The sequence below is a fragment of the Sporosarcina jeotgali genome, from assembly GCF_033304595.1.
GTDB lineage: Bacteria > Bacillota > Bacilli > Bacillales_A > Planococcaceae > Sporosarcina > Sporosarcina jeotgali.
Map to the genome: position 1 here is coordinate 1,502,903 of NZ_CP116341.1, position 20,601 is coordinate 1,523,503.

At 40.6% G+C, this 20,601-nt stretch carries 22 protein-coding genes; 7 read left to right on the top strand and 15 right to left on the bottom strand.

Going from position 1 to position 20,601, the window contains the following annotated elements; all coding sequences use genetic code 11:
- Positions 1 to 4: 4 nt before the first annotated feature.
- The gene (locus tag PGH26_RS07330) at positions 5 to 1,255 is read right to left on the bottom strand and encodes a Y-family DNA polymerase (RefSeq protein ID WP_323693336.1); all 1,251 of its coding nucleotides are present in this window, start codon (positions 1,253 to 1,255) and stop codon (positions 5 to 7) included.
- Positions 1,256 to 1,495: 240 nt separating this feature from the next.
- Between PGH26_RS07330 and efeO the strand changes: the two genes are divergently transcribed.
- From efeO to tnpC, 6 genes are all read left to right on the top strand, one after another.
- Positions 1,496 to 2,353, top strand: a complete 858-nt coding sequence (gene efeO / locus PGH26_RS07335; protein WP_323693337.1) for an iron uptake system protein EfeO — start codon at positions 1,496 to 1,498, stop codon at positions 2,351 to 2,353.
- Between the two features lie 7 nt (positions 2,354 to 2,360).
- A complete protein-coding gene (efeB, locus tag PGH26_RS07340) occupies positions 2,361 to 3,629 on the top strand; it encodes an iron uptake transporter deferrochelatase/peroxidase subunit (RefSeq protein ID WP_323693338.1) in 1,269 nt (422 codons plus the stop codon).
- Entirely contained in the window at positions 3,604 to 5,358 is a 1,755-nt protein-coding gene (locus tag PGH26_RS07345; RefSeq protein ID WP_323693339.1) for an FTR1 family iron permease, read from the top strand. Before efeB ends, PGH26_RS07345 begins: the two co-directional genes overlap by 26 nt.
- Before the next feature lie 115 nt (positions 5,359 to 5,473).
- Positions 5,474 to 6,706, top strand: a complete 1,233-nt coding sequence (locus PGH26_RS07350) for a dicarboxylate/amino acid:cation symporter (RefSeq protein WP_323693340.1) — start codon at positions 5,474 to 5,476, stop codon at positions 6,704 to 6,706.
- 395 nt (positions 6,707 to 7,101) lie between these two features.
- Positions 7,102 to 7,455: an IS66 family insertion sequence element accessory protein TnpB gene (tnpB, locus tag PGH26_RS07355; protein ID WP_323691475.1), complete on the top strand. Its 354-nt coding sequence runs from the start codon at positions 7,102 to 7,104 to the stop codon at positions 7,453 to 7,455.
- Between the two features lie 67 nt (positions 7,456 to 7,522).
- A complete protein-coding gene (gene tnpC / locus PGH26_RS07360) occupies positions 7,523 to 9,094 on the top strand; it encodes an IS66 family transposase (protein ID WP_323691474.1) in 1,572 nt (523 codons plus the stop codon).
- A gap of 391 nt (positions 9,095 to 9,485) precedes the next feature.
- On the opposite strand, the gene PGH26_RS07365 is transcribed toward tnpC, so the two are convergent.
- The 13 genes from PGH26_RS07365 to PGH26_RS07420 form a co-directional block, all read right to left on the bottom strand.
- Positions 9,486 to 9,950 carry a hypothetical protein gene (locus PGH26_RS07365; RefSeq protein ID WP_323693341.1) on the bottom strand — a complete coding sequence of 155 codons (465 nt, stop codon included), beginning with the start codon at positions 9,948 to 9,950 and terminating at the stop codon, positions 9,486 to 9,488.
- Between the two features lie 79 nt (positions 9,951 to 10,029).
- Positions 10,030 to 10,578 (bottom strand): hypothetical protein, encoded by a 549-nt coding sequence (locus PGH26_RS07370; RefSeq protein ID WP_323693342.1) that lies wholly within the window; start codon positions 10,576 to 10,578, stop codon positions 10,030 to 10,032.
- A gap of 184 nt (positions 10,579 to 10,762) precedes the next feature.
- Entirely contained in the window at positions 10,763 to 11,236 is a 474-nt protein-coding gene (locus PGH26_RS07375) for a GNAT family N-acetyltransferase (RefSeq protein WP_323693343.1), read from the bottom strand.
- Positions 11,237 to 11,333: 97 nt separating this feature from the next.
- Positions 11,334 to 11,594: a YesK family protein gene (locus PGH26_RS16165; RefSeq protein WP_431312523.1), complete on the bottom strand. Its 261-nt coding sequence runs from the start codon at positions 11,592 to 11,594 to the stop codon at positions 11,334 to 11,336.
- Positions 11,595 to 11,632: 38 nt separating this feature from the next.
- Positions 11,633 to 11,860, bottom strand: coding sequence for a hypothetical protein (locus PGH26_RS07380; RefSeq protein ID WP_323693344.1), 228 nt, complete (start codon positions 11,858 to 11,860; stop codon positions 11,633 to 11,635).
- Between the two features lie 123 nt (positions 11,861 to 11,983).
- Positions 11,984 to 12,454, bottom strand: coding sequence for a GNAT family N-acetyltransferase (locus tag PGH26_RS07385; RefSeq protein ID WP_323693345.1), 471 nt, complete (start codon positions 12,452 to 12,454; stop codon positions 11,984 to 11,986).
- A gap of 71 nt (positions 12,455 to 12,525) precedes the next feature.
- Positions 12,526 to 13,182 carry a VanZ family protein gene (locus tag PGH26_RS07390; protein ID WP_323693346.1) on the bottom strand — a complete coding sequence of 219 codons (657 nt, stop codon included), beginning with the start codon at positions 13,180 to 13,182 and terminating at the stop codon, positions 12,526 to 12,528.
- Between the two features lie 574 nt (positions 13,183 to 13,756).
- Positions 13,757 to 15,553, bottom strand: coding sequence for a group II intron reverse transcriptase/maturase (gene ltrA / locus PGH26_RS07395; RefSeq protein WP_323691342.1), 1,797 nt, complete (start codon positions 15,551 to 15,553; stop codon positions 13,757 to 13,759).
- Between the two features lie 747 nt (positions 15,554 to 16,300).
- Positions 16,301 to 16,711 carry a GNAT family N-acetyltransferase gene (locus tag PGH26_RS07400; protein ID WP_323693347.1) on the bottom strand — a complete coding sequence of 137 codons (411 nt, stop codon included), beginning with the start codon at positions 16,709 to 16,711 and terminating at the stop codon, positions 16,301 to 16,303.
- A gap of 72 nt (positions 16,712 to 16,783) precedes the next feature.
- Entirely contained in the window at positions 16,784 to 16,963 is a 180-nt protein-coding gene (locus PGH26_RS07405) for a hypothetical protein (RefSeq protein ID WP_323693348.1), read from the bottom strand.
- 93 nt (positions 16,964 to 17,056) lie between these two features.
- On the bottom strand, positions 17,057 to 18,280 hold the full coding sequence (locus tag PGH26_RS07410) for an MFS transporter (protein ID WP_323693349.1): 1,224 nt from the start codon (positions 18,278 to 18,280) through the stop codon (positions 17,057 to 17,059).
- Positions 18,281 to 18,326: 46 nt separating this feature from the next.
- Entirely contained in the window at positions 18,327 to 18,716 is a 390-nt protein-coding gene (locus PGH26_RS07415; protein ID WP_323693350.1) for a DnaJ family domain-containing protein, read from the bottom strand.
- Between the two features lie 227 nt (positions 18,717 to 18,943).
- On the bottom strand, positions 18,944 to 19,282 hold the full coding sequence (locus tag PGH26_RS07420; RefSeq protein ID WP_323693351.1) for a hypothetical protein: 339 nt from the start codon (positions 19,280 to 19,282) through the stop codon (positions 18,944 to 18,946).
- A gap of 165 nt (positions 19,283 to 19,447) precedes the next feature.
- Here PGH26_RS07420 and PGH26_RS07425 point away from each other — a divergent pair, with 165 nt between their 5' ends.
- Complete coding sequence (locus tag PGH26_RS07425; protein ID WP_323693352.1) at positions 19,448 to 19,885, top strand: DUF3888 domain-containing protein; 438 nt, start codon at positions 19,448 to 19,450, stop codon at positions 19,883 to 19,885.
- Positions 19,886 to 19,960: 75 nt separating this feature from the next.
- Here PGH26_RS07425 and PGH26_RS07430 read toward each other — a convergent pair whose 3' ends face one another.
- Positions 19,961 to 20,434: a hypothetical protein gene (locus tag PGH26_RS07430; RefSeq protein WP_323693353.1), complete on the bottom strand. Its 474-nt coding sequence runs from the start codon at positions 20,432 to 20,434 to the stop codon at positions 19,961 to 19,963.
- Positions 20,435 to 20,601 lie beyond the last annotated feature (167 nt).

The following is a 20,601-nucleotide window of genomic DNA, read 5'->3' on the forward strand; positions in this document are numbered from 1 at the left end:
ATCGCTACTTCACATGCCCGCCAATCAAACCGGCCCGATGACGCGCTGTTCCCGCATCGGTATACGAGACTGCACGTAAAACGGCAGCAGATCCATATTTACTGCGGAGTTCATCCACCGTCTCACCAAGCTTTCGTTTCTTCCATTTATGCTGGTCAAACAAGCTCAGCTGCATCGAATGCTCTTCAACTAAATTGGATAAGCTCAACGAAAGCTGGCGAACCGGGCGTCCATCGTGAAATGTGTCGAATAGTTCTGTACAAAGTTTGTAAATCTTCATCGTATCGTTCGTCTCTTCTACAAGGGATTTTGAACGGCTGAATCCCCCTCCTAACGCATTTTTAGAGTAGCCAACGGACAAATGGACTGTGCGGCCAGCGCGCCTGGCAGTGCGGGCCCGCATCGCGACGTCTTCACACATTTCAAGCACTACGGCAAGCACATCCTCACGGCGGCAATAATCCCGGAAAAGAATTTGCCCTTTGCCGTAACTGACCTGCCCTTCGATCAAAGGCGCCCCAAGATCGGACATATCAATCCCATGGGCATGATGGTAAAGCTGATTCCCCATGACGCCGAACTTCTCTTCCAGCTGAATAAGTGAAGCGTGTGCGAGATCACCAACGGAGTAAATCCCCATCTCATTTAAAGTGTGTTCAGTTCTTCTCCCGATGCCCCACATTTCACTAAGCGGTGCGATTGGCCATAATTTCGCTGGCACATCCTCATACCCCCAATGAGCAAACCCTGTTTTCTTTGCTTCCAAATCCAGCGCAAGTTTGGACAGCAACATGTTGGGCCCCATTCCACACGCAGAGTGCAGTTGGAATTGGCGAAGTAAATCATCTTGAATGCGCGCCGCGGTTTCTCTTGCGGAACCCCAGAGTTTCTCTGTTCCATCCAAGTCGACGAAGCTTTCATCAATGCTGTACACATGTATCGCTTCTTTTGGAACGTATTGGTTCAGCAGATGAGTGATCTCCATTGAGACTTTTATATAAAAGTCCATTTTAGGTTCAATCAATTGTATGGAGGGATCATCTGGTATTTCAAAAAGGCGCATCCCCGTCTTAATACCAAATCGTTTTTTGAGCGGAGGCGATGCCGCAAGCACCACGCCCCCTTTGCGCTCTTTGTTCCCAATAATGGCGATTGGCGTTTCCATCACATCCAATCCTTCCATCACGGCTGCACAACTTGCATAAAAGCTGCGCATATCGATGCAAATAATTTTACGTTCAGGCAGCTGTTTCATAACGTCTCCTCCTAGGAACATCTGTTCCCTTATTATATGACGAACAAACTCGTTATACAACAGCCATTCTCTGCCAATTGCAGTGAGACGTTGAGATTCAGCTTCCAAACTTCCCATAATTTATTTTCGTTTTTTAGGGAAATGACATGAAATTGCCACCCCTTTATATAAAAAACTATTGACTCAGAGTGGTGATAATGATTATCATTGAGAAAAAGACGGAAAGTAGGAAACAATCTTATGAAATCACACGCCTTGCTCGCTTCACTACTCGCAACAGGTCTCATCCTCTCTGGATGCGGTTCTGATAAAGCAGCAACTGAGAAAGAACCAGCAGAAACCGCAGCTGCAGCTCCAACTGATCTACAACAAGAAACAGATGCCTATAAGCAATTCGCTTTGGAGCAGATGGATCAGTTTGTTGTCGAAACAGACAAATTTGTCAGTGCTGTAAAAGAAGGCAGAATTGACGACGCAAAGGCAATCTATCCCCTCGCCCGCATGTACTTTGAACGTTCTGAGCCGATTGCCGAAAGTTTCGGAGACCTCGATCCGCGTATTGACGCACGTCTCGCGGACTTGGAAGACGAAGGTCAAGGTGAAGAAGAATGGTCTGGATACCATAAGATTGAATACGGCTTATGGGTCGATAATACAACTGAAGGGTACGAAGACGTTGCCGATCAGTTGTTGAAAGATGCAAAAGAATTGCGTGCGCGTGTAGAAACCGTTGAAGTTGGCGCGGATTTGATGATCACAGGCGCTGTTGACCTGCTTAACGAAGTCTCTACATCGAAAATCACGGGTGAAGAAGAAATCTTCTCTCACACCGACCTATATGATTTCAAAGCAAACGTTGAAGGTGCAGAAGAAATCTTCCATATCTTCGAAGCGGTCATCAAACAAAAAGATGCGCAGCTTGCGACTGATTTGACGAATAAGTTCTCAACATTGAATGGACTTCTTGCAAAGCATGAAGATGGAAACGGCGGTTATATTTCCTACGAGGAATTGACGAAGGAAGATACGAAGCAATTAGCAGATGCAGTAAATCAACTCGGTGAACCATTGAGCATGATGGGCATCGTAATGGAGTGAGAATCTAATGGCAGAAGAAAAGTTATTTGATAAGAAAATCTCCCGGCGTCAAATGCTGAAACTGACAGGCGCTGGAGCTGCAGGTGCAGCAATTGGCGCTTCCGGACTCGGTGGTCTTCTTAATGTATTTGGGATGACGACGGAAGAGGATAATCCTTCGTCCAAAAACAAAATTAACTTTTATGGTGCGCATCAGTCCGGCATCATCACGCCTGTGCAAACTCACGTCTATTTTGCATCACTTGAAGTTCTTGTGAAATCCCAAGGCGAACTGAAAGAGCTGTTCCAGCAATGGACACCGATGGCGGTTCGTTTAATGAATGGCGAACCCATCGGAGAACTTTCTTCCAATGGATTTATCCCAGCAAAAGATACAGGCGAAGCGGGCGGGCTCGATGCCTCTGGTCTTACGTTGACGTTCGGCGCAGGCCCTTCCCTATTTGATAAAAACGAACTGGGGCTTTCATCGAAACGTCCTGCAGAACTCAAGGATCTCCCCCACTTCCCGAAAGATCAGCTCGATCCTGCGTATACAGGAGGAGACATATGCATTCAGGCATGTGCAGAAGATCCGCAAGTAGCGTTTCATGCAGTGCGCAACTTGATTCGCGCTGCTTCAGGAAAAGTCCGGTTGAAATGGTCTCAAGCGGGTTTCAACTCTTATCCTGAAAAAAACAAGAAACGCGAAACGCCGCGGAACTTGTTTGCCTTTAAAGACGGTACTTCAGGACCTGACGCTGCGAGCAAACAAGCGATGAACGATGTTGTCTGGGTGCAGCCTGGCGAGTCAAAAGGATGGCTTGCTGGAGGCAGTTATATGGCAGTCCGCCGCATTCAGATGCACTTAGAGACGTGGGATCGAACAGCGCTCAGTGAGCAAGAAGCGACATTTGGCCGTCACCGTGAAACAGGTGCTCCTATTGGATTAAAAGGCGAACACGATGAAGTTCCGCTTGACCAGAAAGATGCATCAGGTGCACCCGTGATTCCCGTCGATTCCCATGTGCGTCTTGCGAAAGAAGCGAAAGCACAAATCCATAGACGTTCTTTCTCCTACTCTTCCGGGACAATGGATGCAACGGGTGCATATGATGCCGGTTTGCTATTCATCTCCTATCAAAAAGATCCGGAGCAATTTATCGCCATCCAAAAAAGTTTCGGCCGTGCCGATAAATTGAATGAGTACATCACACACCGCGGCAGTGCCTTATTTGCCTGCTTCCCTGGTGTTCAGAAAGGAAGCTATATCGGTGAAGCGTTATTCAAAACTTTGTAAGCAGGCACTGCTCATCGCAGTCCTGCTTTTGTCTCTTTTACCCGCATCCCTTGTTCACGCGGAGGCACCTTCTTATAGTGACTTGTATATCGCAATCGGCGACGCCATTATGGCTTCCAAGCAAGACGATAAGCAGGCCGCAGAGACCGCGCTAGAAGAATTCAAGGCTGCATGGGAGCAAGAAGACCACCCTGCAAAAGAAAGTAAGCAAGTCGAGAGTACGCTGAAAGAAGCGGAGCAAGCAAAAGGATCTGCGCAGCGTCTGGAGGCGTTAACAGCACTGTCAAAAGCACTGCATGCATTAGAGAAAGCTGAAAACCCAGTGGATGAGCAAGCGGAACGTCTCGCGTTTGAAAAGGCAGTTACGCCGGATCTTGAAGAGCTCGGAGACGCCATTCATTCAGGAGATATGAAAGCAATCCGGGCTTCCGAAAAGAAATTTCTAGCTACTTGGACACGTAACGAACGCCCAGTGCGCGAACAAAGTATCGCGGCTTACGGGACAATCGAAACTCAAATGGCGTTCTTGCGCATTGCACTTGCAGAAGATGCTCCAAGTCAGACAGATCTAGAACAGACATACACGGCGCTCGAACAGGCCGTTACATCATTCGCAGCAGGAGAAACGGCTCAAGGATCCGCTCCTGTTACGAAAGACTCACTAGATACGCTGACTTCCCTTTTAGCAGATAGCCGTACGGCGCTTGCTAAAGATGATGCAGATACAGCGGTCGCGAAACTTCGTGAATTCATCACAAGCTGGCCGAATGTAGAAGGTCAAATCCGTACAAAAGATGCGGCACTTTATACGGAAATTGAAAGTCAAGTGCCGTTGCTGGCAGGAAAACTTACGAGTGAAAAAGCAGATGTTAAAAAAATATCGGGTGAGATCGCCAGTCTGCAACAGCAGATCGAACTCGTTAAAGAAAGTACATCGTATACATTTTGGGATTCAGCACTTATTTTACTGCGTGAAGGATTAGAGGCACTGCTCATCATTATCGGTCTGGTTGCATTCCTGAAGAAAGCCGGACAACCTCAGCTGGCTAAATGGATCTACACAGGGTCGGCCGCAGGGATTATCGCAAGTATCGTTGCAGCCGTCCTGATGACGACCATTTTAAACTCCGTGACGATTGGAAGCAGCCGTGAAATCATGGAAGGTGTAATCGGACTCGCTGCCGCTGCGATGATGATTGGAATGGGCGCATGGCTTCACCGTAAATCGTCTGTAACCGCGTGGAATGACTATATCGCGCGTCAGATGGGGACAGCCGTTTCCAGTAAAAGTGCTTGGGCGATTGGATTGCTCAGTTTCCTAACAGTGTTCCGTGAAGGTGCAGAAACCGTCGTGTTCTATGTAGGAATCGCGCCAAACATGAAATTGTCCGAGTTTCTGCTCGGCATCGCTGCAGCGTTAATCATATTAGTCGCTGTTGCTGTTGTGTTATTAAAAGCCGGAAATCGTATTCCTATTCATCGATTGTTTGCGGTGGCAACGGTATTCATCTATGCTCTCGCGTTTAAAATTATTGGTGTAAGTATCCATACACTTCAATTAACGGATATCTTCCCTACTTCTATTGTGAACGGACTTCCTGTCGCAGCAGCAATCGGATTTTATCCGACATGGGAAACCATTGCAGGACAGCTGGTGTTAATAGTAACCGCAGTAACAATATTTGCAATCAAAAAACGATTGCCTGCTCGAAATGCCGTTTCCTCTTAAGGGAGCGGTATTTTCAATCTTCGATAGAATTCGAGCATAGATATTGACCGTAACTTCCAAACTAAGGTACACTTCGCTAAATAAGTAATCAATACATACGAATAGGAGAGAACCGATGTTATCGAAAATATGGCGTGGCTATCGTGATAGCTCATTTGTACTTAAAATGTCCATCGGATTTATTGCAGGAATTGCAAGCGGTCTAGTTTTCGGACAAAAGATGGCCTTTTTCCAGCCACTGGGTACATTACTCATCAATCTACTTAGTCTCGTTGCCATCCCAGTGATTTTTTTAACTGTTGTACTTGCTGTCGATCAAATGAGCATGAAACAGCTGGGGCGGATGGGCTGGAAGCTTATTCTTTACTATATGGCGACCACAGCGGCAGCCGTTGGAATTGGTGTCGGTCTTGCCCTCTTGTTCCAACCGGGCCAGTATTTAACTCTTCCCAATACACAAGTGGATACACCAGCAGCACCAAACTTCTCTGATGTCTTATTGCAAATGGTTCCGTCCAATATGTTTGAAGCCTTTTCCGGCGGTAATGTAATGGGTATTATTTTCTTGGCTGTCATCATTGGACTAGCTATTTCAGCAATGAAGTTTTCAACAGAGAACGAGATGCAAAAGCATGGTCTATTGTTAGACCGAATTATCATTGCGCTAAAGGAAATGTTTTCAAAACTTCTAACGGGAGTTTTACTGTATGCACCAATCGGCGTGTTTGCGATCAGTGCGACTGCATTCGGGAGTCAGGGATGGGAAACGTTCAAGTCCCTGCTTACATTCACCGGAGTATTTTACTTGGGTGTGGTCCTTCTCTGGTTGTTCGTCTATACAGGATTCCTGCGGTTATCAGGGAATTCCGTTTCTAATTTCTTCCGTTCAACTAAAGAAGCCTATACAACGGCATTTTTCACATCTAGCAGTATCGCGTCTTTGCCGATTGCCATCAAAGCAGCGCAAAAGGCAGGTGTCTCTGAGCGGACAGCAAACTTTGCGCTCCCTCTTGGCGCTGTTTTCAACTCAGATGGCGGTGCGCTCCGTATGGGTGTATCGATTGTATTCGCAGCAAACATTACAAATCTTGAACTCTCCATATCGCATTTTTTCATAATTGTGATCATCGGGACACTGTTGTCGATTGGAACTGCAGGCGTCCCTGCAGCTGGCTTAGTAACCCTGGCAGCAGTATTGACGATGTTCGGCCTTCCGCTTGAAATCGTCGCCCTCATCGCTGGCGTAGACGCGATCATCGGCATGGGTGGAACTGCTTCGAACGTTGTCGGTGACATCGTAGGTGCAGTCGTAGTAGACAGTTCGGAAAAGAAACGAGCGACGACTTAAACATGAACTCCAACTATAAAAAGACCGCTAATTCAATTTGAATTAGCGGTCTTTTTGGGTTGAATAGGTTTACCCTGACGTTCCAATGCAAGTTACCTTGCGATACATGCAACACACCGGAATTGTATTGTAAGCCCCCAATTAAATAACGCATAGGCAACGCAGCACCCCGCTTGGTACGATATTCGTATCAAACAGGAGGTGCTTTCTTTGTTTTTAAACCCTTTAACGATAGTCCCCGTTTCCTTACAACCCACCAAAAGTGAACAAACTCCAGCAAATCCAACGAAGACCTCCGGTCACTGTCAAATCAAGATTGGTAGCGCTGAAGTCACACTCCAGAATGGCGTGGATGAACGGATTATCCAAGTCATTATACGGGAGCTGATGAACCAATGAGGCAAGATTATACAGATGTTCAGAATATCTATATTGTCTGCGGAAAAACAGACATGCGAAAAGGAATTGATGGACTCGCTACACTCATTCAAGATTCCTTTGATTTAGATCCATATGGTGATTCTATTTTTCTGTTCGCAGGTGGAAAAAAGGATCGATATAAATGTCTATATTTCGATGGTGATGGTTTCGCTATGTTGTATAAAAGACTCGATGCCGGAAAACTTCAATGGCCACGTAGTGAGCGGGAAGTGAAAAATCTAACGCAGCAAGAACTTCGTTGGTTGCTCGAAGGGTTAGCTATTCAGCAGCCAAGAGCGATTGCTCCTTCATTAAAAAGCTCCTTTTAAAAACTTCTGTTCATGGGCTCCGCTATCCGGTATACTACGTTCAACAAGAAAGAAAGCGGTGAAGGAAATGGCCAATCGTACCTCTGAACAAGCATTGGAAAAAGTCATCAGTATGTTGGAAGAGCAATTGGCGCATTCCAATCAACAGAATGAACAGCAGTCCAAGCAAATCGAAAAACTAACTGAGCAGGTTCAGCACTTGACGAAGATGCTTTTTGGATCAAAATCCGAGAAATCAAGATACAATGTGCCCGACGGGCAAAGCTCTTTGTTCGATGAGGAAGAGGACCCTTTTCACGATTCTGAGCAAACAGAAGATCAAAGCCAACAGGTGATTTCTTACACTGTTGTTCGTAAAGCATCGAAGAAGAAGCGGAATGACCATTTTCATGAAGGTGTGGAAACGGAAGTTGTTCATCATTATCCTGACCTACTCACCTGTAGCTGTTGTCAAAATGATTTGGCAAGAATCGGTGGGATAGTCGTTCGAGAAGAAGCAGAATTCATCCCTGCCAAACTGAAACGTATTCAGCATATGGAGCACTCCTATGAATGCAAACACTGCAAACTAGATAGTTCTATAGCAGCCAACATCGTGCGCGGAAAGGCACCTCAACCGGTGATTCAACGGAGTCTCGCAGGTCCAAGTGTGCTAGCCAAGGTCATATCAGACAAATATAATCTTTATCTTCCTCTATATCGTCAGGTAAAAGAATGGCTTCGTCATGGGTTGGAAACGAATGATAAAAATCTATCCAACTGGGTGATCAAGGTTTCAAATGAGTGGCTATTGCCTTTATACCAACGGATGACTTCACTAGCGATGCGAAGGACTGTCCTACATGTTGACGAGACAACAGCGCAAGTGATTTATCGGCCTGATGGAAAGCCTGGGAACACGAAGGCATACAATTGGGTCTACAAAACTGTTCCCTGCCAAGGACCTGTGATGGTGCTTTTCCATAGTTCGCTATCGCGAGCACGAGAAGTTCTGAAGAACTTCCTTGGTGATTACAAAGGAACAATCATTTGTGATGGCTATTCTGCATACGGCGGTTTACCAGGTGTCACCTTTGCCAACTGTTGGGCGCATGTTCGTCGTTATTGGCTGAAAGTCGACAGTAAGAATGGTAGGATTGGCGTCGACTATTGCAATCAACTCTATCGACTTGAGAACAAATTCAGAGAAATGCGTCCTGGCAAAAGGCGACGAATGCGAAAGAAGTATTCCAAACCGATTGTGACCGCCTTTTTTAAATGGATAGAAGAAAGTCATTTCTATGGGAAGAATGCGATTGCCACTGCAACTGACTATACATTGAAAAGAAAAGATGAACTCCAACGTTTTCTTTTCGATGGGCGGATTGAAATTGATAATAATCCAGCTGAAAATGCCATCCGTCCCAATGTTCTGGGTCGGAAAAACTGGCTTTTTTCTGTCAGTGAAGCAGGTGCTCAAGCAAATGCGATCTGTTTGAGTTTGGCTGAGACTGCAAAAATCCATGGAATCGATTTCTATGCATATTTGAAAAAAGTATTAACGGATTTGCCGTCTCTTCATTTCCAGCAGACTTCTGAACTATTGGATGCTTATTTTCCGTGGTCGCCGCAAATTCAAGAAACATGTAAATTGAGATAGCCCTTCGTCTTCAAATTATTGAAGAGAAGGGCTATTTGTAGAGCATGCCGAAAGGCTGTGCTTTTTTATATTACGGGCTTACATTGTATTGTTCTCCACTTGATGAAATGGTACGATTCATCAGATTAATTAAAGGATTTTTTCCATATGAGTTTAAAGAGCAGCTGAAAGATACGTTTTTAAAGGGAGTCAGTAAAAACTGCATTGATTCCGCTTCACGTTTTATATTTCCAAACTGTCGAAGCTAATGCTGCTGCCTTTATGAAGCGAAAACGATCTTAACAGGTCAATGTCTAAATCAGCATGACAGTAGAAAACAGACAAAGGTCTTCTGCAACATCTGCCTTAAAAGACTTTAAGAAGAATCGGCACTGGTACAAATATGCCGCTGTTATTTCTGGTTCGCGCCTATAAAGTTAAGACTTGATTGAATCCAATCAAAAATGGCACATTCTCTTTTTAAGTCCTCTATATTTTTAGGTAACACAAGCCATTGGAGTTCATTTGGAAGCGCATGGATGTGTTTTCTTAGAACTGTATTATGTATTGCCTCATCATCAATAAAGAACAATTCATAATCACCTGAGAGCTTTTGATAGACGCGTGTGGAATATTCCTTTCCATTAATAGTAAGATCATAATGTCCCCGGGCATATGGACGGCATCTAATATGATTCCCTTTTAATTTTGACAGGGAATATTCAAATGCCAGAAGATGTGCTTCACTGATGATAAATTCCTCTAAGTAATAGTTATTGTCTACATGCTTTTTCCAATTTACATCGTACATCATGCGAATCGATAAATCGTTTGAATTTCTTATGTTCACTTTATTTTCCTGGAGTGCGAAAGGCATTAAGCGCTCCTTAACCAGAAAGTCAATATTGCTATGATCCAAATCACATCCGTAACTAAGAAGAAACATGTTCTCTAAATTACTCACTCCATACTGACGCATATTTCTTTTTGTATTTTGGATCATCTTCTTTTTCAATCAAATCCAAGGCAAGCTGCTTAACTTGCTCATCCTTCAGTTCAATATAAAGCTTCCGGAGGCTTTCAATGATATCAAAGCGAATCAACGTATAGTTTTTTTCATCAGTTCCAGTTATGAATCTGTCGGTAAGCTGGTTTAAAACCAATTCTTTTTGCTCAGAACCTGCCAAGGCAATTTTCCAAATGGATTTCAGGCTATGTCGGGCAGTAACAAATTTATTGTCTTTTGTCACAGCCCAAACGGTTGGAAAATCCTTCAAAATTCTTTTTTCGGGATCACTTTTTGCCAAATTGCATAAGAATTGGACAGCTCTTGATCGTTGATGGTTATCGCCTTCTGTTACGTCCTTCAGTAATTGATCCCAAACCTCATAAGCCCAGTGTACTTTCTCATTCGTACTATCAAGCAATTTCATAAATGATTCGTATTGTAAGTCCTTATCATCATCTTTAAGGTTTTCAAAAAGTGTTTTTATTGTACGATCCATTAGACTGGCTCCTTTTGATCTTCAAAAATTGCTGCCATTCTTAAAATTTAACAGTCTGGTGTGATTTTAGCCCTGACATTATACTTATTAGGAATTAATCATATAACCAAGACTACTCTGCCCAAACTGAAAAAAGCAAACTCTGTAATTCTACGTCATGTAATGCCCTGTTAGCTTTAAATTTCTATAATCGTAAGGCCATCTTGCTGCTGAGTTTTTCCATTGCACAGCTTTCATAAAAAGTAATAGCTTTCTTGTTAAATTCCCACACAGTTAAATCTAATGAGGAGGCTCCTCTGTTTTGAGACCATTCTACGCAAGCTTCAAATAACGCACTGCCAATACCTTTCCTTTGATAACTATTTTTTACACCGAAATCATTCATATAGGCAAAAATTCTTCGTGTCATAGACTTAAATGATGGTGATTCGTGTAGTTCCATTACCGCATACCCAACTACATCTGCGCCTATTTTTGCAACTAAAATATCGATATTCGGATCTTCCATTAATTCTTTAAAGTAACTTTCAGGCATCACGGGATCCACCTTAGAAAAGATATGTGGTAATGCATCTGAATGTTCATCATGTCCTTCTTTTACAATCAAATTAATGTCTTTAAAGTCATCAATATGGGCAATCCCTAGATTAATATCCATTCGAATCCACTTTCGCTAGATCCAAAGTAAATATAAGACATTCCCCATAATCTGGCTCTAATGTAGATCAGAACAAGTCCGGTTCTGGAATCTTTACCTACTCTAAAATGTTATCTTTGCGAGACACAAAAGATATAAAGATCCTCGTAATAAGTACGAATAACAGCATACCGGAACTAATTACAGCTATCCCCATTCCTGTCCAGGCACCAATAACAAATGAGCTCAGAAGGGTTATCCCAAAAGCAATTGAACAATTGAGTAATGACTTTTCGTTGCTTTTCTTTACACTTTTAGATATAAGGAAAACAAATAAATTCACTAAAAAACCTAATCCAATTGGTATTAGTATATCCATTCAATCCCCCCCATTTGATGAGGATTGGATTAATCTGCTTATTGTTTTGCAATTGGAGATTCTTGTTTTTTCCATTCAGCCGATCCCTCGCTTTGCTCAATGAGCTTCTGCCAGTAACTGCCCGTTTCTTTATCAAATATAATTATGTTTCGCTCCCCTACTGCAACAAACTCATATCTATGCTTTCTTCCCTTTGTTTTATCAAGTGAATGAGCTATTAAACCAGATCCTATGATTATACTTAACCCTATAAAAACAAAAGCCATGTTATCCCTCCTTCTCATTAAATTTGCCCGATTGAAGCACGGAACTTTTCTTGAATTGCCCCCTTAAATTGAACATAGCACAAACATATTTACTGTTATAGTTGGACTGCGTTTGTCCCCATTTCAGGTTATAAATTCCATTGGTTCGTTACAATTTTTATAATATCCGTTTCTTGTATAAAAATCAATACTTGTGTCACTTGTCCACACTATAATAAATTCGTATTTTTTCTCTTTTGACCATTCATTCACCTTGGCAATCAATTGGCCACCGATTCCCTTACCACGTATTTCAGGTATAGTATAGACGTTCGTCATATAAGCAAATGGATAAGTGATTCTACCCGGCCTTGGTACCTTTTGTATCAATTCGACATATATGTGAGAAACAATCTTCCCTTTATCTTCTGCCACCCAAATAAACCAATCGTTACCTTGAATCGCTTTCAATAAAAATTGCTTGCATTCGTTTTTAAATTCCTCATAATCTTCTTCATTTATGTGACCATCATAGTCCTCATCTTCTAAAGTAAAGTCCCATCTCATTTTAATAAGTTGATCGACATCTTCTGGCATTGCAAGTCTAATTCTCATTCAAACACCTCCACTATTATCCAGTTAAATGGTCCTTTTGATGTACTTTCCTAATCACCCAAACGCCCCCGTTAGCTATACAAGCGACATTTAGAAGATCGTTTTTTTATAAAACTCAAAATTGGCAAAGCAAAGAAATAGCCTACAAAGAAACCAATGTTATATAAAACAACATCAGATAAATCGAATGCTCCAACCTTGAATTGTGCTTGTGATAATTCAAATAAAAATGCCACGATTTCAAAAACAATTAACCTTGTTGCAAAGGTTTTCAGCACATTTGTTTGAGCCAACAAAAAATACATTGGCATAAAGATAATAATATTAATAAGCATAACAATTAACGATCCTGTATCCCCTTTTATATCAGATAAAAATCCAACTGGGTTCCAGGAGTATACTCCAGTATCACCAAATTTTTTTTGGTCTGGTCTTAATAAACCTAATACCAAAACGATTATGTACATTCCCAACAGTAAATATCGATCAAGACTTGTATCACGGTTAAATAAAATTTTCAGTAAAGTATATATTGATAAAAAAATGATGAGAACCGCTAATATATTTTTTTCGATATTCTCCATGTTGGCAAAAAATCTTGGCAAAATATCCATGAAAAAACCTAAATATAGCCAAATTCCAATACCAGTACTTATCACAAATAAAAGAATGTTGAATGTCCATTTCGATTTTAAAAATGACTCTATTTTACTTTTCTCATTAATCATAAACACCCCATCATTATAACGATATTCAACTACCTGGCCCTTTAACGGCATAATCCTTATTTCAGAATCGCACGCGATAGTTCAAAGATTAAAAGTAATATCCTTAAAGAATATTAGTAAAAATATAACCCAAATAACCATCAAAATATTAAATAAGTATTTTTTGTACCGTGGGCTATCCTCGTCAAAGGCTCTAAACCATTCACCTAGATAAATAATTACAAAAATAAGAAGTACATAGATTACTAACTTGGTCACACTTAATGCTTGTTCATGCAAGTAAAAATATTTGGTAAAGTACAACACAGCTAATATAAAGAAAACTAAAAAAAATGTACTTAAATAAATGAGACGTTTTTTTCGAGTTATCACTATGCTTCCTCCCAATTAATCTGACCCGTTTGCGGAATGGGTACGATTCTTTGTAAAGCAATCGTTTGCGATAGGTAAGCCTTTGAAATCATCTCCAGCTTTTCCCCCGCTCCACACAAAGCGTGCAAGTTTCCTTGCACTTTGCGTTCCATCTATCGATGGATACTTGATTATAAGTTCTTCGTTCCATTTTGACGTGAGATTATACTACCGTTTCAAGCCCACATTCCATTCGGTATTGGTTTAGTTTCTTAATCATTGAAGAAGTAAAACCAAATTTCCTTATTTCAGATGTGATGATTTCTGTATCTATACGATGAACTAACCGGTGGATATCTTTATGAAGAATACGGAGATTTCGAAACTCATCCGTTCCTCCAAGATGTTTGGGTCTATAATGATGGCAATGAACTTCACTAGCAGTTAAATTCCAACCTGTAAGTTCACATTTCCCCATCTTCATACTGAAGCGACTAATGCGATTATCCATGTATTCAACCGTTCGGTTGGGAAGAACAGCCTTCATTATATTACTAATTTCCAAACGAACATCCGGCTTTAATTTATCGTAAATTTTCTTTCTGCCTTCCTCCGTGAAGAGTGATAATGTCGGACTAAAATTCATCGTATTTACTGTCCGTACATCTCCAACGGGAAAAAGATGAACCCCCGCAATCTCAAATGTTTTAGACCTTGTGCTAAAGTACTTCTTATAAGTAGTACTCGGTCTGATTGGGCGTCCGTATTTCCCTACAGGACGAAGGCGGTTATACAGAAAGGCTTGTAAATCGTAAGCAAGACGTGAGAATTCTAGATTGACATGTGTAGCTCCCTTAAAATAATTGTGAATCCCTAAAACAAAACTATTAAAGCGTAAAGCATTTTGAGTGGTTGGGGAGGCTTTTATCCGTAAGATATGGACTTTTGCTTGTTCTTTGAGTTTCTCCCGCTTTTTCTTTTTAACGCCCGTATGGGCAACCCTTTTATTTCTTTTCTTATTCGCTTTTATTGTAAAACCTAAGAATTCAGACTTTCTTTTCCGCAAGTTCACAATTTGTGACTTTTCAGGTGAAATATCTAGTTTTAAACGCTCTTTGAGATACAACTTTACTGCGTGATACCACTTATGAGCTGTTTTCCCATCTCGGCAAAGAATTTTAAAATCATCTGCGTAACGGACAAGATATCCTTCTTTTAAAGCGGTACGCTTCTTAGCGACCACTTTACCTTCTCTTGTTTTATAGTTTTTCGAAAGAGGGAAGAATTCCCACTGACCCGCAACCCACTGGTCAAGGTCATTGAGCACCACGTTCGATAATAAAGTCGATAAAATTCCACCTTGAGGAACACCTTTAGATGGGACGCCCTCTTTATCAATCTCGGCTTTCAGCATTTTGGATATACAAGCCAATATTTTTCTATCCTGAATGCCTAAGTTCCATAATTGTTTGATTAGAAGTTTATGATTCACATTATCGAAAAACCCTTTAATGTCAACATCCACAATATAATGCAAATTAGCAGTATTGACTAAATGTTGTACTCTAGCCATGGCATGATGAGTAGACCTTAATGGTCTAAATCCATAGCTGTGTTTGTAGAAATGGGCTTCAGCTATTGGCTCTAGAACCTGTTTAAAACACTGTTGAATGACGCGGTCAAGAATACATGGAATTCCAAGAGGTCGGTATTGACCGTTCTCCTTTTCAATCCATACTCTTCGGACTTTCTTAGGTCGGTAGTTTTCTAGTTTTGTTTGAATGGTTTTCACCAATTCATTTTCCGAAAGCTCTTTAATATCTTTGATGGTTTTCCCATCAGTACCAGGGGTCTTTGACCCTTTATTAGATTTAATCGTTCGAAAAGCTAAGAGAATGTTCTCTCTTGAAGTCACCGTCTCGTAAAGACGACTGAACGTATCCTGTTGACTAGCTCTTTCGTATAAATCCGTGAAGATTCCCGTCATATTGTAGTAATCCCAATATCTCAAAGTTGACACTGTGGCATCCCTCCAAATGAGTGATGTTCCCACATTCTTACCCGATCGGTGTCATTCACGTGAAGAAAATAATCGTTCTCATGGATAGACTTGGGGCTGTTCCTCCATTTCCATTACAGAAGATTCATCAGTCGTGCCCCTACCCTCACAAGGATAAATGCATTTCGGCTTGCGCCTTATAGCAACCGTTTTAGATGACAGTCCTTATTTCAACGTTCCTTGGCTTTCCAAGTCCCTTACAACATAGCTTTCCGTTCTAGACGTAGGTGTTTCCTGTAAGCCTGTGAGCTGGATACCGCCTTTGTTCGGTATAGCGTATTTCAGAGGGCGCACTTTTACTCCACACCACTCACCCCATCGTTGGATGGGCCATAGCTTTCACTATGTTCAATCTGTAGACCCGTACCTTCAGAAATTTGTCAGTTCCTTTAGACTGGAACATTCTCACCCTATCTAGTTTTTCAGCCACCCGGCATATCCGTTGGCATACCTTTTCTAACGAATGGCTCTAGCCTTCATTCTGCCGACTCTACCTGAGCTTCGAACCCCATGAACTGTCACTCATGACGCACGCAGGAGTATCGGTGAGATAGTTTCGGAATACATGGTTTCCTCATTCCTATCTTCTGTTGTAAAGTTGAAATTTGTATTATAAATTCCCTGTGTTTTCATGCCGAAGGCATTTATCACAGAACTTGTCGCGCGCACCCGATAATGGAATAATATAGATTGGTGATGTGTCTTATTTCATATCCTCTTTACAAAGAAATGTTCAGAAAAACCATCATCTTTATTTTCGTAAAATCCAACTTCCTCATATCCCAGTGAACGATAAAAATCTCTACCCTGCCAGTTAAATGTATCTAACCTTATCATATTTGCTCCTAATAATTTTGCCCGTTTTTCTATCTCTGTCATTAGTTTTGTGCCAACTTTATTGTTTCTGTAATCCTCATCAACAAATACAGTGGAGACATACAAAACCTTATATGCTGTCATATCTGCATCTGCACCAGCAATTAATTTTTCTTCATCCACTACCCCGATTTTTATATTACCTTGAATTTCATAAGTAATATGATTTTTATCATATTGTTCAAGTCTACTTTCTATGTCTTCCACCTGTGAATCGTTAAGTTCAATAACTTTGTATTTCATAAATTCACACTCTCCTAAAGGAATATCCATTTAATTTTTTATTCTATAACTCTTCTCATCAATCGCACCCTGTTAATGGAAAAGTGAAAGGCTCTGAAAAAGTGAAACTGTAATAATTAATGCTGATAAAGTACCGAAAGAAGTTAAAGTAATGATTTTTCGGTTATTCTGCTCCTTTGAAGGCTTAATCAGTTCGTAAATTGCCGCGATCCATATAAATACAGATGCAATTGCAATGATCCCCATAGTCATATAACATACACCCCTTTCTTTTTTTATCCTGTCAGTAAAACATTTGTACCGCAAAATGGCTCATTTGGTGCGAAACAAAACTTAATGAATAGGTTAGTCGCTTTCTTCTAAGTAGAATGTCTTTTTATTATCTTTCAGAACGAACCATACATATAAAACAGAAGTAAACAGCATTACGATCGCTAGTGTAGCTATGACAATGCGTAAAGATAATATGTCCCCCAAGAAACCAATAACCAGTATAAATACAACCTGCACTGTACTTTGTATGAGCTGATAGATGCTTGTGACTCTTCCCATGACATGGACAGGAACATTATTCTGATAAAAGGTCATGATTCCAGCGTTTAAAAACACGTTAAAGAATCCTAGAATTAAAAAACCAATCACAATTGATAAAAATGACCAAGAAAATGCATAAATGATATATCCTGCAGTCGTCATGAGTAATCCAATTGAAATCATATACCTTAAAGAAAATTTAGAGGAAAAGATCGTTAGCAAAATAGCACTAAACAAAGAGCCTATCCCAGTAATACTAACAAGCAAGCTGTAATCAATTTCAGATAGACCAATGACTCTTTGGGTAAAAACAACTTCCTGGGTATCCATAGCAAAAGAGAAAATCATAATCAGCGTAAATCCTAAATAAATTACAGATACATACCGATTCGCCATGACGAAGTCCTTCACAACAGTGAAGTCACTCCTTATTTGTGAAATCGTCAATGCAGGGATATTCTTCTTATCAATCGACTCTTTTTCTGGTAGTACTAGCAGCAAAAGTGCTGCTGCAACAAATAGTAAAGCATTGATCCATAATGTAATTTCGTAGGAGTATAGGTAGAGCAAGGTACCTCCTATAGCGGGTCCAATGATGAAAGCACCTGAACTTGCAAAAGAACGCATTGAATTAAAACGCTTTCTTTTTTCAATAGGAATCATAATGGTTGCGTAGGTTGTAGACGCAGGATGAAAGAAAGAATTCGCCACGCTGAGAACAATTAAAATTCCATAGACCATGATCATATTGGGAGCAAAAGGGATAAGACTAATGAATACAGCGCGTATCACATATGTACTCATCATCACTTTCCTCTTACTGCGATAATCTATAAAACTACCCGTCCAAAACTTAGTAACAATATTCGTAAGTGGACTAATAATCCAAAGTCCCGCGACAGCTGCAGCGGAACCAGTCAGTTGAAATACAATGATATTAATGGCGACTAGATAAATAAAATCACCGATATTAGAGATTGCGATTGAAGATAATAATACGCCCGGATCCTTCCATTCTTTTAATTTACTCACCATAACACGACTCCTTTACCCAGAAACCCGTTCGCTTTTACAAATCAATTTAATTTCTTTTGTTCAGTACATTTTGAATGGTATCCATAGAAACGGGCCCTTTTTGCATAGGAGGAGGACATAACCGATTATATTTAAAGACTTTTAAGTTAATTTCCTTTAACCGTTCTTCTATATTAACAGTAACGTTCGCTTCATAAAAATCAGCGAGTAGTAGAACATCCTCTCGAATTTCTTGTTGCAAATTCAGCCAGTGAGGCTTGTAGCCCGCATCCTTAGCAATTCGCTGAAAGTGTTGAAATGTATCTCCGGAAAAATAATCAGGGTTCAACGGTTTACCTTTCCCCGGTAGATTGTCCATTCCCCCTTCTTTCTTATGCTTTTTAATAATATCCCCCATTAAATCTCGATAAGGCTCTTGAAAATCATTCTCCTTCATCCGTTTCACAGTCCTTCCCTAAGCTTTTATAGGTCCAACTAAGTGATCTACTCGTTCGCTGACGTACTTTATCACTTGCGGTAAATGCATACTTCAAACAGAGACTGGTCCGATTACTGATTCAGAACAACTTATTAATCCCGCCAACGCACTCGATTTTGTTCTGTTAAATAATTAATCACTTACAGTATTTAGGGTTACAATATTTTATGTAAAGGACTTTATATTTATTGAAGTCCACCAGAGAATTTTGCGAAGTAAATAAGGCCATAACTTTCAACTTGATAATTTTCCAAGACACTATCTGTAGCTTTTTCTAACGGTGGGTTAGTAAGAGTATAGGCTTTCGTATTAATTTTTTTGTATTCCTTTTTATCACTTTCACTATAACCTGCATCTTCTTCGATATCAGAAGTAATTGCAGCCACTGGATGCCCTGTAAAAAATACACACGTTCTAACTGCCATATTAGGTGTCGAATGCAATAAATAAAATAAAACGACTAAACTAGCAAGACCTATCACTACCCTTTTTCTGAACAGTATTTTCTTTTGTTTGGCTCCCATGTGCATTTACCTCTTACCTTTCTAGTTTTTTTATAGCAAAGACTCTACTCTTGCTCAAGCCCGGCCGCCAATTGTCCCCGTTAGTTTTTAAAAGTGCATACTTTATTCGGAAAAGGCAACGGTATAGTAAACAAGACAAAAACTTAATGGGGTGTATTGAGGAAAATGAAAAAGATGCTAATCGGTTTTATCCTATCTCTGATTCTTATTCTATCCCTAGTGCTTAGTACTTCTGATCAAACAAGAATCGTATCCTCAGCTGAACCAACCCAAGACTCTGAAGACCTTAGACTGCAGGATATGCTCATGGTTATGCTAACTCCTTATATTGAAAACGACTTAACTAACTATTATTATCCGGAAATTGTAAAATCTTTTTCACCTCATGCAGCCCCTTGGGATATTGAAGTGATAGAAACAAAAAGGGTCAATGGATTTCGTGGCTTTCAATTGCAAATTACTATTGAAATTGAGCCTACCGATGGTGGACAATGGAGTCCAATAGGGAAAGATCGAATGACCTATGAGATCTCTGCTGGACCGACAGTTAAATTGATAAATCACAAGCATTTGAAGACGTATGAATTTCCTTCTGAGTCATAAAATCCATTAGTTGGCCAGTTTGCAGCAGGGATCTAATTCGTATAATGTCCCTGGTCATTAAGTAATCGGTTCTCATTAATTTTTCATTAAATAGATGTAACTCTCACTTCTATCAACCTGAAAAGTTAAATCGTCTTGTGCCCTGAGCAGAGAAACAGATGTTGAATCGATAGAACTGTCATCCATGAAATAAATACCATATCCATTATTCGAAGGGTATCCATATAAATAACAAACCACTTTTCCATCCTTCATGAAAACCAATTGATTCATACCCTCACTTACTGTTTCACTGATTCTGCCCCACTTGTAGCCGACGGTTTCATAGATGATGTCTTTAGATGTATATGGGTCAAACGAATACAAGAGATCCCATTCGAACGGAGTCACATCAGATAAATTTACCGATTCTGCGGATTCTTCAATGCTCAGCACTTCCTGTTTCAACAGCGTTTCATTTTCTTCCCATACATCTTTTTTAATTACCTTTATTAATAGAGCTGCGAACAGTATTATGGCCATTAGTATTAGCATTTTTTTCTTTGTCACACTGATTTTACCCTCACTCTCAAAACTGACAAATTCTTCATTCTCAATCTTGGCTGTTGCATTTGTGCAGCGGAAATGGGAGACTTCCGCAGATAGCATACAGGCACAGTTCTTCTGCAACAATTGTTTGCGATAGGTAAGCCTTTGAAATCATCTCCAGCTTTTCC

Coding starts and splice junctions, on each gene's coding strand:
- tnpC (WP_323691474.1), top strand. CDS start 7,523: ATGGCCAATCGTACCTCTGAACAAGCATTGGAAAAAGTCATCAGTATG.
- PGH26_RS07405 (WP_323693348.1), bottom strand. CDS start 16,963: ATGACTATGGGGATCATTGCAATTGCATCTGTATTTATATGGATCGCG.
- PGH26_RS07420 (WP_323693351.1), bottom strand. CDS start 19,282: ATGGGAGCCAAACAAAAGAAAATACTGTTCAGAAAAAGGGTAGTGATA.
- PGH26_RS07380 (WP_323693344.1), bottom strand. CDS start 11,860: ATGGCTTTTGTTTTTATAGGGTTAAGTATAATCATAGGATCTGGTTTA.
- PGH26_RS07390 (WP_323693346.1), bottom strand. CDS start 13,182: ATGATTAATGAGAAAAGTAAAATAGAGTCATTTTTAAAATCGAAATGG.
- PGH26_RS07385 (WP_323693345.1), bottom strand. CDS start 12,454: ATGAGAATTAGACTTGCAATGCCAGAAGATGTCGATCAACTTATTAAA.
- efeB (WP_323693338.1), top strand. CDS start 2,361: ATGGCAGAAGAAAAGTTATTTGATAAGAAAATCTCCCGGCGTCAAATG.
- PGH26_RS07365 (WP_323693341.1), bottom strand. CDS start 9,950: ATGCCTTTCGCACTCCAGGAAAATAAAGTGAACATAAGAAATTCAAAC.
- PGH26_RS07350 (WP_323693340.1), top strand. CDS start 5,474: ATGTTATCGAAAATATGGCGTGGCTATCGTGATAGCTCATTTGTACTT.
- PGH26_RS07410 (WP_323693349.1), bottom strand. CDS start 18,280: ATGGTGAGTAAATTAAAAGAATGGAAGGATCCGGGCGTATTATTATCT.
- tnpB (WP_323691475.1), top strand. CDS start 7,102: ATGAGGCAAGATTATACAGATGTTCAGAATATCTATATTGTCTGCGGA.
- PGH26_RS07425 (WP_323693352.1), top strand. CDS start 19,448: ATGAAAAAGATGCTAATCGGTTTTATCCTATCTCTGATTCTTATTCTA.
- PGH26_RS16165 (WP_431312523.1), bottom strand. CDS start 11,594: ATGGATATACTAATACCAATTGGATTAGGTTTTTTAGTGAATTTATTT.
- efeO (WP_323693337.1), top strand. CDS start 1,496: ATGAAATCACACGCCTTGCTCGCTTCACTACTCGCAACAGGTCTCATC.
- PGH26_RS07375 (WP_323693343.1), bottom strand. CDS start 11,236: ATGGATATTAATCTAGGGATTGCCCATATTGATGACTTTAAAGACATT.
- PGH26_RS07415 (WP_323693350.1), bottom strand. CDS start 18,716: ATGAAGGAGAATGATTTTCAAGAGCCTTATCGAGATTTAATGGGGGAT.
- PGH26_RS07330 (WP_323693336.1), bottom strand. CDS start 1,255: ATGAAACAGCTGCCTGAACGTAAAATTATTTGCATCGATATGCGCAGC.
- PGH26_RS07400 (WP_323693347.1), bottom strand. CDS start 16,711: ATGAAATACAAAGTTATTGAACTTAACGATTCACAGGTGGAAGACATA.
- PGH26_RS07370 (WP_323693342.1), bottom strand. CDS start 10,578: ATGGATCGTACAATAAAAACACTTTTTGAAAACCTTAAAGATGATGAT.